Raw genomic sequence first — 13989 nt, 5'->3', positions numbered from 1 at the left:
ATGCCCGTTTCAGGCCGTTCCGGCAGCGTTGCTGAAAAAAAACGGGTATTTAACGGGCTGGCGCGCGTCCCAGATAACGGTCCCAGTCTTTCCAGACGGGTTGTAACCCGGACTGGATCAGTGCCTCGGCAACCTGTTGTGGATGGCGATTATCATGCGGCGAGAACTGTTCAAGCTCAGCTTTGTTGTCGGCATAACCGCCGGGCTGGGTTTTCGAAAAGGCGCTAAGTGTATTAATCGCCAGCGGTACAACTTTATCGCGGAACTGTGGCGACTCGCGGGTTGAAAGCGACTGCTCCACTTCCGGCGCAAACAAGCGAAAGGCGCAGATAACCTGTACCAACTGAGCTTCATTCATCAGTGAAGCTGGTTGAATACCGCCAGTGCAGGGGCGTAGCCGTGGGAAAGCGACGGAATAGCGACTTTTCCACCAGGTTTTTTGTAGCCACAGCAAATGTTCCGCCATCATATAGCAGTCCGTGCGCCAACTGTCAGACAGGCCGATCAGCGTCCCCAGCCCAATCTTATCCACACCAGCACGACCCAGCCGGTCTGGCGTTTCCAGCCGGAAGAAGAAGTCCTGCTTGTTGCCTTTCAGGTGGTGATGACGGTAAACCTGCGGATGGTAGGTTTCCTGATAGACCAGCACGCCATCCAGACCCAGCGTTTTCAGTTCGGCATACTCGGCTTCGCCCATGGGTTGTACTTCCATCATCAGCGAACTGAAATGTGAGCGGATTGCAGGCAGATGCTGACGGAAATAGTCCATACCCACCCTGGTCTGGTGCTCGCCGGTGACCAGCAATAGCTGATCAAACCCCATAGAGCGGATCGCCAGGCATTCACGCGCTATCTCGTTCGCATCCAGCGTTTTGCGTTTAATGCGGTTGCTCATTGAGAAGCCGCAATAGGTACAATCATTTGCGCAGAGGTTGGAGAGATAGAGTGGCACGAACAGGTTTACCGCATGACCAAAGCGCTGGCGGGTCAGCCTCTGTGCCTTTCTCGCCAGAGGTTCAAGATAATCCTGAGCCGCGGGAGAAAGCAGGGCCATCAGCTCTTCACGTCCCACTTTTCGCGCATTCAGCGCCCATTCCACGTCGGTTGCCGTTTTGCTGTTGATGCGCAGCCGGATATCATCCCATTCCAGCTTTTCCCACTGCGACACGAAGCTTTTCATCTCGCGACCTCGCTTTGTAGAAAATCGGTTAATGGGCTGGTTGCCACGGCTTGTTGATGGTATTCGCTTAATCCGCTGCGATAAGCCAGGGTGCCGGCCTCAACCGCCAGCCGGAAAGCGCACGCCATCTGCACCGGGTTGGCGGCGGATGCAATGGCAGTATTGACCAGTACGGCATCGGCGCCCAATTCCAGGGCTTCGCTGGCGTGGCTGGGGGCACCAATACCGGCATCGACAACCACCGGTACTGTTGACTGTTCGATGATAATTGCCAGTAGATCACGGGTTTTAAGCCCCTGATTGCTGCCAATAGGCGCGCCAAGCGGCATTACTGCCGCGCAACCCACTTCCTCCAGTCGTTTGCATAATACCGGGTCGGCATGGCAATACGGCAGTATGGTGAAACCTTCTTTCACCAGCGCGGCAGCGGCTTTTAGCGTTTCTACGGCATCCGGTAGCAGGTAGCGGGCATCAGGGTGGATTTCTAACTTCAACCAGTTTGTTCCCAGCGCTTCACGGGCCAGTCGGGCGGCAAAGATTGCCTCTTCGGCTGTTTTGGCACCGGATGTGTTGGGCAATAGCTGCACACCCGGTTGCAACTGCCGCAATGGTTGTAGAATACCATCATTACCACCGCGTAAATCGACCCGCTTCATCGCCATCGTGACCAGTTGTGTGCCAGATTCTTTTAACGCTTCCAGCATGATTGCCGGGCTGGCGAATTTACCGGTACCGGTAAACAGACGGGAAGAAAACGTTTTATCAGCTATCTGTAACATATCAACCTCCGGCGATGGCCTGGAAAATAACCAGCTCGTCGCCTTCCTGTAACAGCCAGTCAGCCCAGCGCTCGCGGGGCACAATATGCTGATTGACGGCCAGCGCGGTTCCCGGTTGGTGACGGGAGAGTTGCAGCAGCAGTCCCTCCAGCGTTAGCGGTACAGGGAGAGCGATCGCCTCATCATTAATCACGATGTTCATCGCCTCCTCCACATACCGGGCAGTTAGCGCTGCGCTCAAGATTCAGCGTGCGCCAGGTTTGCTGGCGGCCATCAAACAGTCGTAGCTTGCCATCCAGTACAGAAGTCTGGCCGGTCAGTACTTTTAGTGCTTCCAGCGCCTGCAACGTGCCCATCACACCGACAACCGGCCCCAGTACGCCTGCTGTCCGGCAGTTGCGTTGCGGCTCGGCTTCATCTGGCCACAGGCAGCGGTAACAGCCATGTGTAAAGGGCGGCGTCAATACCAGTAACTGGCCGCTCAAGCCGACCGCGCTGGCGCTGATCAGGGGAGTTGCGTATTGCACGCAGGCGGCATTAACCGCCTGGCGGGTTTGCATGTTATCGCTGCAGTCCAGTACCAGATCGGCCCGCTGCATGACTTCCTTCAGCGATTCCGCATGCATACGGTTTTCCACAGCGATGCACTCCACCTGCGGATTCAGCGCCTGAAGATGTTTCCTGGCGACAGCAGATTTGGACTGTCCGGTCTCATTGCTGCGAAACAGGATCTGCCTCTGGAGATTACTGATATGTATGGTATCGTCGTCAGCCAGCAGCAGCGTGCCGACGCCAGCGGCGGCCAGATACAGCGCGGCAGGTGAACCAAGTCCCCCAAGCCCGACAATCAGTACGCTGGCAGCCCGCAGTTGGTGCTGGGTAGGTTGACCAAACTCCTCCAGCAGCAGTTGGCGGCTGTAGCGCATAAAATCCTGGTCACTGAACATGAGACAGACCTCCTGAACCCGCCAGTGCCAGCAGTTGTTTGGTCGCGGCTTTCCAGTCTGTGGCCTGGGTGATGGCGCTGACGACGGCAATGCTACCGACGCCAGTTGCCAGTACCGCCGGCGCGCGCTCAAGGCTGATCCCGCCAATCGCTACCGTTGAAATCTCCGTTAACCGGTCGACATGGCGTTTAAGTTCATCCAGTCCCTGGGGAGAAGAAGGCATTTTTTTGGTTTGTGTTGGGAAAACGTGACCAAGAGCGATATAAGAAGGACGCACTGCCAATGCGCGATCCAGTTCGCTATCATCATGGGTGGACAGACCCAGACGAAGACCAGCGCGGTGGATAGCGTCCAGATCGGCGCTATTCAGGTCTTCCTGACCCAGATGAACGCCGTACGCCTGATGTTTGATCGCCAGCCGCCAGTAATCATTGATAAACAGGCGAGCCCGGAAGCGTCGGCCCAGAGCGATAGCGGCGGCGATATCCTGTTCAACCGCTTCATCTGGCTGATCCTTGATACGCAATTGCAGAGTACGCACACCGACAGTCAGCAGACGCTCGATCCACTCCACCGTGTCGACGACCGGATAGAGTCCAAGCCGCTCTTCCGTCACAGGAAAAGGACCCCGGCTCATACTTTTTCCTCCGGCAGGCGCGTACTGGCAGGGTGGTACAGGTCACCGCCGTGCTGGCGGAAAGCTTCCGACATTTCGGCCATACCGATCTCAATCGATTTAGCGTCTGCCTGCTGTTTCGCCGCATAGTCACGTACTTCCTGGGTGATTTTCATTGAGCAGAATTTTGGGCCGCACATAGAGCAGAAATGCGCCACCTTGCCGGATTCTTGTGGCAGTGTCTCGTCGTGATAAGAACGGGCAGTGTGTGGATCGAGCGCCAGATTGAACTGATCTTCCCAGCGAAATTCGAAACGAGCCTTGGACATGGCGTTATCCCGGATCTGCGCACCGGGGTGACCTTTCGCCAGATCCGCCGCGTGCGCCGCGATTTTATAGGTGATCAGACCCTGCTTAACGTCTTCTTTGTTTGGCAGCCCCAGATGTTCTTTTGGCGTGACATAGCACAACATGGCACAGCCGAACCAACCGATCATTGCCGCGCCGATACCCGATGTAAAATGGTCATAACCCGGCGCGATATCGGTGGTCAGCGGGCCAAGGGTGTAAAATGGTGCTTCATGGCAGTGTTCCAACTGTTCGGTCATATTGCGGCGGATCATCTGCATCGGCACATGGCCCGGCCCTTCAATCATCACCTGCACATCATATTCCCAGGCGATTTTGGTCAGTTCCCCCAGGGTATGCAACTCGGCAAACTGGGCTTCATCGTTGGCATCCTGGATCGAGCCTGGACGCAGACCATCGCCCAGCGACAGGGAGACGTCATAAGCGGCGCAGATTTCACAAATTTCGCGGAAATGTTGGTAGAGAAAGCTTTCCTGATGATGTGACAGACACCATTTCGCCATGATTGAGCCGCCGCGAGAAACGATACCGGTCAGGCGTTTGGCGGTCATGGGCACATAGCGCAGCAGCACGCCAGTGTGGATAGTGAAATAATCCACCCCTTGTTCCGCCTGTTCCAGGAGTGTGTCGCGGAAGATTTCCCAGTTAAGGTTTTCCGCGATACCGTTCACTTTCTCTAAAGCCTGATAGATTGGTACGGTGCCAATCGGAACCGGGCTGTTACGCAGAAGCCACTCGCGGGTTTCATGGATATTTCGGCCGGTGGACAGATCCATCACCGTATCTGCGCCCCAGCGGACGGACCACACCAGTTTTTCGACCTCTTCCTCAATTGATGAACTGACCGCGGAATTGCCAATATTAGCGTTGATTTTCACCAGAAAATTACGCCCGATGATCATTGGCTCTGATTCCGGATGGTTGATATTGGCGGGGATAATGGCCCGACCGGCAGCAACTTCCTGGCGAACGAATTCGGCGGTGATGTTTTCCGGCAAGATCGTACCAAAGCTGTTGCCCGGATGCTGTTGTAACAGCGTCTCACTACGGATACGCTCACGCCCCATGTTTTCACGTAGGGCGATAAATTCCATTTCGGGGGTGATTATCCCCAGACGTGCGTAATGCATCTGAGTAACACAATGACCGGGTAACGCCCGGCGTGGATGGGGCAACTTATCGAAACGCAGGTGATCCAGCCCTTCGTCGGCCAGCCGCTGCTGAGTATAAACCGAACTAAGCTGTGTTATCGGCTGTGTATCGCCGCGTTCAATAATCCAGTCATTACGTAATCGCGTCAGCCCGGCATGGACATCAATTTTTGCGTCAGGATCGCCGTAAGGCCCGGCGGTATCATAGACCGGTACAGGCTCATTATCTTCAAATAGCGGATGGTCTTTACTGCCCCCAATCATCGTTGGGCTGAGCTGGATTTCACGCATTGGCACGCGAATATCGGCACGAGAGCCGGTCAGCCAGATCCGTCTTGAATTGGGAAAAGCCGTACCTTGCAAGGAGTCGATAAACTTTTGTGCTTCAGCACGTTGCTCGCGACGGGTAGATTTTTTATCAATGGCAGACATAGCACGTTCCTTGGTTGACAGGGAAAGTTGCTTGTCCGGAGCTCGGAGGAGTAAGCGCAGGGTGTGATGAAGGGCGAAATCACACCATCACAGAATGTTTACTCTTGTTCCCTTCGCAGGTACTAACCTGATCAGGTTCCGCGGATCCCGAATTAACGGTCTCAGCCCTTTAGGGCACTCCGACAAGAAGAATTCTGCATCCCTGGGCGGGGAAAGCAGAGCAATCATGACCGTTTAGTTGCCGATCATGTTATGACTCCCTCAGCATAGAGGGGCTTTTTAGAAACCACAAGGGCTTTATATTCGCCATACGTTGAGCTGTGGGCCGCAGAGTGTCCCCCCGTCGCATTAGGTTTTAGCCAACGTAGTTTGGGGCTTTCCATTGCTTCGATTGAAGTACTTACAGGCGGTAAAATGGCCGGACGGAAGATAATCTATCCGACGCTGGCAAACGGTGTTTAAGGTGTTTTCATCAAGCGAAGTCAAAGAATCCTTGTTAGTCTTGATGCCAGCCATTCATTAACAGATGAGCAGATGTTGCTTTGGTGAGTGTAAACCGTGGTCCGGCATATCACTGCGCCCAGCAACTTGCGTGGTCAGGTTTTTTAACGGGGTAAGCCCCTGTGCCTTCCGTAAATGTTATTTTTAATGTTTCATCCTATACAGAGCCTTTGCAACTGAGGATAAGCAAATTGATGGAATGTGAGATTTCAAATGCAGACGCTGGCTGGTGGGTTATCAGCCACGAGAACAAACTGTGGTTGCCAAAAGGTCAATTACCGTATGGAAGTGCACAAGAATTAGGGCTTAGTGGATCGACAGGAGCAGTGATCGGTGAATGGCAGGGCGAACCGGTTTGGTTGATCTGCGGTAGCCGTAAGGATGAGATGGGATCGCTGCGGCAGATCCTCGATCAGGATGTTGGCCTGTTTCAGCTTGCCGGCCGTGGGATCCAACTGGCTGAGTTTTATCGCTCGCACAAGTGGTGCGGCTATTGCGGCCATGAAATGCACCACAGCAAAACTGAATGGGCCTGTTTGTGCCGTCACTGTCGCCAGCGTTATTACCCGCAGATCGCGCCTTGCATCATCGTGGCCATCCGTCGGGGTGAAGAGATTTTGTTGGCGCAACATACCAAACATCGCAATGGCGTTTATACCGTGCTGGCTGGATTTGTCGAAGTGGGCGAAACGCTGGAGCAGACTGTCGCACGTGAGGTGATGGAGGAGAGCGGGCTAAAGGTGAAAAACCTGCGCTATGTTTCCTCGCAGCCGTGGCCCTTCCCTCAGTCGCTGATGATGGCGTTTATGGCCGATTATGACAGCGGGGAGGTCACCATCGATCCGAAAGAACTGCTGGATGCGGGTTGGTATCGCTTTGATGCTCTGCCGCAGTTGCCCCCCGTGGGCACCGTGGCGCGCCGACTGATTGAGGACACCGTCGCACTCTGCCGCACCGGGGCAGAATGAATGATATACTGCGCGCCTGAAACAAAGAGAGCCATGTAAAGATGAGTGAACTGAAGAACGATCGTTATCTGCGTGCCCTGCTGCGCCAACCGGTGGATGTGACGCCGGTGTGGATGATGCGTCAAGCCGGACGCTACCTGCCAGAGTACAAAGCCACCCGCGCCAGGGCCGGTGATTTTATGTCGCTGTGCAAAAATGCCGATCTGGCCTGCGAAGTGACGTTACAGCCACTGCGTCGTTATCCGCTGGACGCGGCGATCCTGTTCTCCGATATTTTGACTATCCCTGATGCCATGGGGCTGGGCCTTTATTTTGAGGCCGGTGAAGGCCCGCGATTTTCCTCGCCAGTAACGTGTCGGGCAGACGTTGAAAAATTGCCGATCCCAGATCCGGAACAGGAACTGGGCTATGTGATGGATGCCGTGCGCACCATCCGTAAAAGTTTGCAGGGTGAAGTGCCGTTGATTGGTTTCTCCGGCAGTCCCTGGACGCTGGCCACCTATATGGTGGAAGGCGGCAGCAGTAAAGCGTTTACCAAACTGAAAAAAATGATGTACGCCGAGCCGGAAACCCTGCACATGATGCTGGACAAACTGGCTGACAGTGTGACGCTCTACCTGAATGCGCAAATTCGCGCGGGCGCCCAGTCGGTGATGATTTTCGACACCTGGGGTGGCGTGCTGACGGGACGGGATTATCTTGAGTTTTCGCTACATTACATGCATAAAATTGTTGATGGCCTGCTGCATGAAAATGAAGGCCGCCGTGTGCCTGTAACCCTGTTTACCAAAGGCGGCGGACAATGGCTGGAAGCCATGGCTGCCACCGGTTGTGATGCGCTGGGACTGGACTGGACCACCGATATTGCCGACGCGCGCCGTCGTGTAGGCCACAAAGTGGCGCTGCAGGGCAATATGGACCCATCAATATTGTATGCTCAGCCTGCGCGTATTGAGCAGGAAGTTGCCCGTATTTTGCAGGGCTTTGGAACCGGCAGCGGTCACGTGTTTAATTTGGGGCACGGCATCCATCAGGATGTGCCTCCTGCCAGCGCGGGTGTCTTTGTCGAAGCGGTTCACCAACTCTCACGCCCTTATCATCAGGACTGAACATGGATATTCAGGCATTAAAACAAGAGCAATCAGCGCGTGCCGCGGGTGTGGTGCGTGAAGATGATTTTGCGGTAATGCCTCCCCGCTACATTGCGGGTGCGGATGTTGGATTCGAACAGGGCGGAGAGGTCACCCGCGCCGCGCTGGTTATTCTGGAATATCCCTCGATGAAGTTGGTTGAGCACCAGGTGGCGCGTATTGCCACCACCATGCCATACATTCCCGGTTACCTCTCTTTTCGTGAATATCCCGCGTTACTTGCCGCATGGCAACAGTTGCAATTGCAACCAGACCTGTTGTTTGTCGACGGACAGGGGATAGCACATCCGCGTCGCCTTGGCGTTGCCAGCCATTTTGGTCTGCTGGTGGATGTGCCGACCATCGGTGTGGCCAAACGTCTTCTGTGTGGTAAGTTCGCGGCGCTGGAGGAAGAACCCGGCTCACGCCAGCCACTGGTGGATAAAGGCGAGCAGATTGGTTGGGTACTGCGCAGCAAGCGTCGCTGTAACCCATTATTTATTTCACCGGGTCATCGTGTCCATCTGGATACCGCCCTGGACTGGGTGGAACGCTGTCTGCAAGGATATCGTTTGCCTGAACCCACCCGCTGGGCTGATGCCGTTGCCTCTCAGCGTCCGGCTTTTACACGGCTTATATCCTAAAACCGCCAACGTATCTGTCGTTTACAGCATTGACGGGGGACGCAGAGGGTTAACGGTGTGAGACGCGTGCTTTTCAGTTACACTGCAGACCGCGCACTATTTGTTGAAGAGATCCCATCATGTTACGTAATCCGATTCACCTGCGGCTGGAAAAGCTGGCAAGTTGGCAGCATGTTACTTTTATGGCTTGTCTGTGTGAACGAATGTATCCCAATTATTGGGCGTTTTGTCAGCAAACCAGTTTTGGTGATGGTCAGTTATACCGGCGGATCCTTGACCTGATCTGGGAAACATTGGTGGTCAAGGACGCTAAAGTGAATTTTGACTCGCAACTGGAAAAGCTGGAAGAAGCGATCCCGAGTGCTGAAGATTATGATCTGTACGGCGTCTACCCGGCTATTGATGCCTGTGTGGCGTTGAGCGAACTGTTGCATTCCCGTCTGAGTGGTGAAACCCTGGAGCACGCGATTGCCGTCAGCGAAAGCTCCATCACCAGCGTAGCAATGCTGGAAATGACGCAAGCCGGACGTGAAATGACCGATGAAGAGCTAAAAATGAATCTTGCTGTAGAAGAAGAATGGGATATTCAGTGGGAGATTTTCCGCCTGCTCAGTGCCAGTGAAGAAAGGGATCTGGAGTTAATAAAAGGGCTGCGATCTGACCTGCGGGAAACCGGAATCAGCAATATCGGTATAAATTTTCAGCAACAAGGCGATAAAACGTGACTTCAGGCTTGATTTGTAGCGCCTTAAGGCTTCACATTCGCCCCCAGTCTGGTCTACATTTGGGGGGCTGAAAAATGTGGCTATCGGTGCGTGTATGCAGGAGAGTGCCAGAATCTGGTTTTTCCCTCGCACTTGATGCTTAGCAAGCGATAAATACACTGTAAGGATAACTTATGAACAAGACTCAACTGATTGATGTAATTGCGGACAAAGCGGACCTGTCTAAGACCCAGGCTAAAGCTGCACTGGAATCCACCCTGGCTGCGATTACTGAGTCTCTGAAAGAAGGTGATGCTGTACAACTGGTTGGTTTTGGTACCTTTAAAGTTAACCACCGTGCTGAGCGTACTGGCCGCAATCCGCAGACTGGTAAAGAAATCAAAATTGCTGCTGCGAACGTACCAGCATTTGTTTCTGGTAAGGCACTGAAAGACGCTGTTAAGTAATCGTGTGACAGTGAAGAGTTTTAAACAGGGGGGCGTTAAGCCCCTTTTGTTAAAATATATCCATTGTCCGCTTTTATCCGGCCTCAGTCTCTCTGACTGCGGTATTGTTGTTTGCCTTGTGTGATACTCACACCATGACTCGTTATCCTTTCGCACTTCTCATCCTTTCTATCATGCTATTACTGGCAGGCTGTAGTTCGCGTCAAAAACTGCCTGATTTCACTGCCAGCGGTTATCTTGCCGATCGTGGGGCGGTCAGAATCTGGCGCAAAGAGAGTGCGCCGCAGACTGTCCATCTGATGACTATTTATACGCCTTTCAGCGCCTCGGCAACGGAAAAGACGGATTACTTGTGGCAGGAAAATAAACTGCTCTCTATTGAACGACATATTGCCGGGGCACACCCTGAAAGTGTGATGATGCGTTTTGATCAGAATGGTCGCCTTAGCTATATGCAACGTCAGTTGGAAGGTCGCCGTGAAGCGCTCTCGCCTGATGCTGTGGCGTTATATCAGTTTGATGCCGGGCGGATGCTCAAAATCAGTGACGACCTGCTGGAAGGTCACATATTGCTCAGGCAAGGACATTGGACGCCAGGGGGGACGGTAACGCTCTGTCAGGGGGGCGAAATGCATCCCCGTTTCGAGAGTGACTCGATCAGTTACATTACACAGCATCAGCAGATGTCGGGTAAGCCGGTCAGTATCTCATGGCTTGAAGCGCCAAAAGGGACGCAGCTATTGTTGGTATCACTGGACGATGTCTGTCCGGTTGAACCTGAAGCCGCTCATTTTTAATCGCCGTTAAAAAAGGGCCGGATAATCCGACCCTGTGGTGAAAATTTTCCCTGCTATTGCTGGTTTTTATTCAATTCACGGTCAATGGCTCGGTAGCCAATATCTTTACGACAGAAACAGCCATTCCAGAAAATAGGCTTCGCCAGTGTGTAGGCATGTTGCTGCGCTGTTGCGACATCTTCGCCCAGGGCGGTCACGCACAGCACACGTCCGCCGCTGGTTACCACCTGTCCGTCTTTCATTTTGGTGCCTGCGTGGAAGACCTTACCGTCGGGTATCTCTTCTAACGGCAGACCGAGAACCGGGTCGCCGGTGCGGTAGTCGCCAGGGTAACCGCCTGCCGCCAGCACGACTCCCAGAGAAGGCCGAGGGTCCCAGACCGAGTCTTTGGTGTCCAGTTTACCGTCGGTGGCGGCAAGGCACAGATCCACCAAATCCGATTGCAGGCGCAGCATGATCGGTTGGGTTTCCGGATCGCCAAAGCGACAATTAAATTCGATTACCTTCGGCTGCCCGTTTTTATCGATCATCAGGCCAGCATAAAGAAAACCTGTATAAACATTGCCTTCAGCAGCCATGCCACGCACGGTCGGCCAGATAATCCTCTCCATTACGCATTGATGGATTTCGTCGGTGACCACGGGAGCAGGGGAATAAGCCCCCATTCCCCCGGTATTTGGGCCGGTATCACCATCACCCACGCGTTTGTGATCCTGGCTGGTGGCCATTGGCAACACATTCTCACCATCCACCATCACGATAAAGCTGGCCTCTTCGCCGTCCAGGAACTCTTCCACGACAATCCGGTGACCCGCATCGCCAAAGGCGTTACCGGCCAACATATCCTGAATGGCCTCTTCCGCTTCCTGCAACGTCATCGCCACGATGACCCCTTTACCGGCGGCCAGACCATCGGCCTTAATGACAATGGGCGCGCCTTTACTGCGCGTATAGGCGAGTGCGGCGTCGATGTCTGTGAAATTCTGGTATTCCGCCGTCGGGATCTGATGGCGGGCCAGGAAATCCTTGGTGAAGGCTTTGGAACCTTCAAGCTGGGCCGCCGCTTGCGTTGGGCCAAAAATTTTCAGACCCGCTGCGCGGAATGCATCTACCACGCCAATCACCAGCGGTGCTTCAGGGCCCACGATAGTCAGATCAATCTTTTCATGCTGTGCAAAACTTAACAGAGCGGGAATGTCAGTGGCACTGATATCCACGTTTTGCAGGGCCGGTTCCAGTGCGGTACCAGCGTTGCCTGGCGCGACAAAAACGGTTTCTGCCAGCGGTGACTGGGCGGCTTTCCACGCCAGGGCGTGTTCACGTCCGCCATTCCCAATGATTAAAATTTTCATCGTCTGGTTCCTTATCAATGGCGGAAGTGGCGCATACCGGTGAAGATCATTGCAATGCCATGTTCGTCAGCAGCGGCAATCACTTCTTCATCGCGAATTGATCCGCCCGGCTGGATGATACAGCTCACTCCGACCGCTGCGGCAGCATCAATTCCGTCGCGGAAGGGGAAGAAGGCATCGGAAGCCATGGCCGATCCTTTCACTTCCAACCCTTCATCGGCTGCTTTAATACCGGCAATTTTCGCCGAATAGACACGGCTCATCTGGCCTGCGCCGATACCAATGGTCATATTGTCACGCGCATAGACGATAGCGTTGGATTTAACAAACTTGGCTACTTTCCAGCAGAACAGCGCATCACGCAGTTCCTGTTCGGTGGGTCGGCGCTTGCTGACTACTTGTAGCTGACCTTCAGTCACCATGCCCAGGTCGCGTTCTTGCACCAGCAGGCCGCCGTTAACGCGCTTAAAGTCAAGGCCAGCCTGGCGCTGCAGCCACTGGCCACAAGTTAGTACGCGAACATTTTGTTTGGTTGCGGTCATGTTCAAAGCCGCCTGGCTGGCTGAAGGTGCAATGATCACTTCCACGAACTGACGGCTAATAATGGCCTGAGCTGTGGCTTCGTCCAGTTCACGGTTAACCGCAATGATGCCGCCGAAGGCTGAGGTCGGGTCAGTTTTATACGCGAACTCATAAGCCTCCAGAATTGACCCGGCTACGGCCACGCCGCATGGGTTAGCGTGTTTGACTATCACACAGGCGGGTTCACTGAACGCCTTTACGCATTCCAGCGCGGCATCGGTATCCGCGATGTTGTTATAAGACAACGCTTTACCCTGAACCTGCCGGGCCGTGGCCACCGATGCCTCAGAAACATTCTCTTCTATATAGAAAGCGGCGTTCTGATGGCTGTTTTCGCCGTAACGCATATCCTGCTTCTTGATGAAATTCAGGTTCAGCGTACGAGGGAAGCGACCAGAAGGCTCAGTGGTTTCACCGTGGTAGGGGGGAACCAGGCTGCCGAAATAGTTGGCGATCATGCTGTCATAAGCTGCTGTGTGCTCGAAGGCTTTGATTGCCAGGTTGAAGCGGGTTGCCAACTGCAGGGAGTTATTGTTGGCGTCCATCTCGTCGATGATGGCCTGGTAGTCGCTGCTTTTGACCACAATGGCGACGTCTTTATGGTTTTTCGCCGCTGAACGCACCATCGTCGGGCCGCCAATATCAATATTCTCAATGGCATCTTCCAGCGAACAACCTTCGCGGGCGACGGTTTGAGCAAAGGGATAAAGGTTAACGACTACCATGTCGATAGGAGAAATATGGTGTTCTTGCATGATGGCGTCATCCTGCCCGCGACGACCCAGAATTCCGCCGTGTACTTTCGGGTGCAGGGTTTTTACGCGTCCATCCATCATTTCCGGGAAACCGGTATAGTCAGAGACTTCAGTCACGGGCAGACTGGCGTCTGCCAGCAGGCGGGCAGTACCGCCGGTAGAGAGCAGTTCGACACCACGCTTTGATAGTGCCTGCGCAAATTCGAGGATACCGGTTTTGTCAGACACGCTAAGCAGAGCGCGGCGTACAGGACGAGGTTGTTGCATGAGGTTTATCCCTTGGCTTTGGTTCGCATAGATAAGAGCGTTACATCAATCTTAGTCATCTTCCGTTATACAATAAGAGAAGAGCAGCAATATTCAGGTAACGCCCCCTGACAGGGGCCAGGATTTTGCGGTGGCATTGTAGCGAAAACGTTTGCGCGATGCTCGCCTAAAATTCTGGTTGATAATAATTGTGGATAAATCTGTGTATAACTCCGTATAAATAGCTCTTTTGCTGTGGAATGCAGCGAACAGTCTGTTTTTCACAAATTAGCGCTTGTCAGTTGTCAGGAACTCCCTATAATGCGCCTCCACTGACACGGAATAACGGTTTAGCGACCGCCGGGTTGA

General features: G+C 53.8%; 14 protein-coding genes and 1 riboswitch. Of the genes, 6 read left to right on the top strand and 8 right to left on the bottom strand.

The features are described 5' to 3' along the window. Nucleotides 1-49: 49 nt before the first annotated feature. The 6 genes from thiH to thiC are packed head-to-tail and all read right to left on the bottom strand — an operon-like array spanning nt 50 to nt 5474. Nucleotides 50-1180: a 2-iminoacetate synthase ThiH gene (gene thiH, locus EH228_RS13385; protein ID WP_152322146.1), complete on the bottom strand. Its 1131-nt coding sequence runs from the start codon at nt 1178-1180 to the stop codon at nt 50-52. Beyond that, the gene (locus EH228_RS13380; protein ID WP_152322145.1) at nt 1177-1959 is read right to left on the bottom strand and encodes a thiazole synthase; all 783 of its coding nucleotides are present in this window, start codon (nt 1957-1959) and stop codon (nt 1177-1179) included. The genes thiH and EH228_RS13380 overlap by 4 nt, the downstream gene beginning before the upstream one ends. Before the next feature lies 1 nt (nt 1960). Further along, nucleotides 1961-2161 carry a sulfur carrier protein ThiS gene (gene thiS, locus EH228_RS13375; RefSeq protein ID WP_152322144.1) on the bottom strand — a complete coding sequence of 67 codons (201 nt, stop codon included), beginning with the start codon at nt 2159-2161 and terminating at the stop codon, nt 1961-1963. Then, a complete protein-coding gene (locus EH228_RS13370) occupies nt 2145-2906 on the bottom strand; it encodes a HesA/MoeB/ThiF family protein (protein ID WP_152322143.1) in 762 nt (253 codons plus the stop codon). The genes thiS and EH228_RS13370 overlap by 17 nt, the downstream gene beginning before the upstream one ends. Next, nucleotides 2896-3543 carry a thiamine phosphate synthase gene (gene thiE / locus EH228_RS13365; protein ID WP_152322142.1) on the bottom strand — a complete coding sequence of 216 codons (648 nt, stop codon included), beginning with the start codon at nt 3541-3543 and terminating at the stop codon, nt 2896-2898. The genes EH228_RS13370 and thiE overlap by 11 nt, the downstream gene beginning before the upstream one ends. Further along, nucleotides 3540-5474, bottom strand: coding sequence for a phosphomethylpyrimidine synthase ThiC (thiC, locus tag EH228_RS13360; RefSeq protein WP_152322141.1), 1935 nt, complete (start codon nt 5472-5474; stop codon nt 3540-3542). The genes thiE and thiC overlap by 4 nt, the downstream gene beginning before the upstream one ends. A 91-nt stretch (nt 5475-5565) precedes the next feature. Continuing rightward, nucleotides 5566-5666, bottom strand: a riboswitch (TPP riboswitch). A gap of 503 nt (nt 5667-6169) precedes the next feature. On the opposite strand from thiC, the gene nudC reads away from it, so the two are divergent. The 6 genes from nudC (at nt 6170) to EH228_RS13330 (ending at nt 10685) form a co-directional block, all read left to right on the top strand. Then, nucleotides 6170-6943 (top strand): NAD(+) diphosphatase, encoded by a 774-nt coding sequence (gene nudC / locus EH228_RS13355; RefSeq protein WP_152322140.1) that lies wholly within the window; start codon nt 6170-6172, stop codon nt 6941-6943. Nucleotides 6944-6984: 41 nt separating this feature from the next. Continuing rightward, nucleotides 6985-8052, top strand: coding sequence for a uroporphyrinogen decarboxylase (hemE, locus tag EH228_RS13350; protein ID WP_152322139.1), 1068 nt, complete (start codon nt 6985-6987; stop codon nt 8050-8052). A gap of 2 nt (nt 8053-8054) precedes the next feature. Further along, the gene (nfi, locus tag EH228_RS13345; protein ID WP_152322138.1) at nt 8055-8717 is read left to right on the top strand and encodes a deoxyribonuclease V; all 663 of its coding nucleotides are present in this window, start codon (nt 8055-8057) and stop codon (nt 8715-8717) included. Between the two features lie 119 nt (nt 8718-8836). Then, nucleotides 8837-9442: a YjaG family protein gene (locus EH228_RS13340; protein ID WP_152322137.1), complete on the top strand. Its 606-nt coding sequence runs from the start codon at nt 8837-8839 to the stop codon at nt 9440-9442. A gap of 173 nt (nt 9443-9615) precedes the next feature. Beyond that, complete coding sequence (gene hupA / locus EH228_RS13335) at nt 9616-9888, top strand: nucleoid-associated protein HU-alpha (protein ID WP_002438605.1); 273 nt, start codon at nt 9616-9618, stop codon at nt 9886-9888. Between the two features lie 134 nt (nt 9889-10022). Next, nucleotides 10023-10685: a DUF1481 domain-containing protein gene (locus tag EH228_RS13330; RefSeq protein ID WP_152322136.1), complete on the top strand. Its 663-nt coding sequence runs from the start codon at nt 10023-10025 to the stop codon at nt 10683-10685. A 53-nt stretch (nt 10686-10738) separates the two neighbouring features. Here the strand turns inward: EH228_RS13330 and purD are convergent, their stop codons facing one another. Next, nucleotides 10739-12037 (bottom strand): phosphoribosylamine--glycine ligase, encoded by a 1299-nt coding sequence (gene purD, locus EH228_RS13325; RefSeq protein ID WP_152322135.1) that lies wholly within the window; start codon nt 12035-12037, stop codon nt 10739-10741. 14 nt (nt 12038-12051) lie between these two features. Further along, a complete protein-coding gene (gene purH, locus EH228_RS13320) occupies nt 12052-13641 on the bottom strand; it encodes a bifunctional phosphoribosylaminoimidazolecarboxamide formyltransferase/IMP cyclohydrolase (RefSeq protein WP_152322134.1) in 1590 nt (529 codons plus the stop codon). Between the last annotated feature and the right edge of the window lie 348 nt (nt 13642-13989).

The organism is Erwinia endophytica, assembly GCF_009295515.1.
GTDB classification, from domain to species: Bacteria; Pseudomonadota; Gammaproteobacteria; order Enterobacterales; family Enterobacteriaceae; genus Erwinia; species Erwinia endophytica.
Note: the sequence above shows the minus strand (reverse complement) of the source record. Positions and strands in the feature narration are given on the sequence as shown.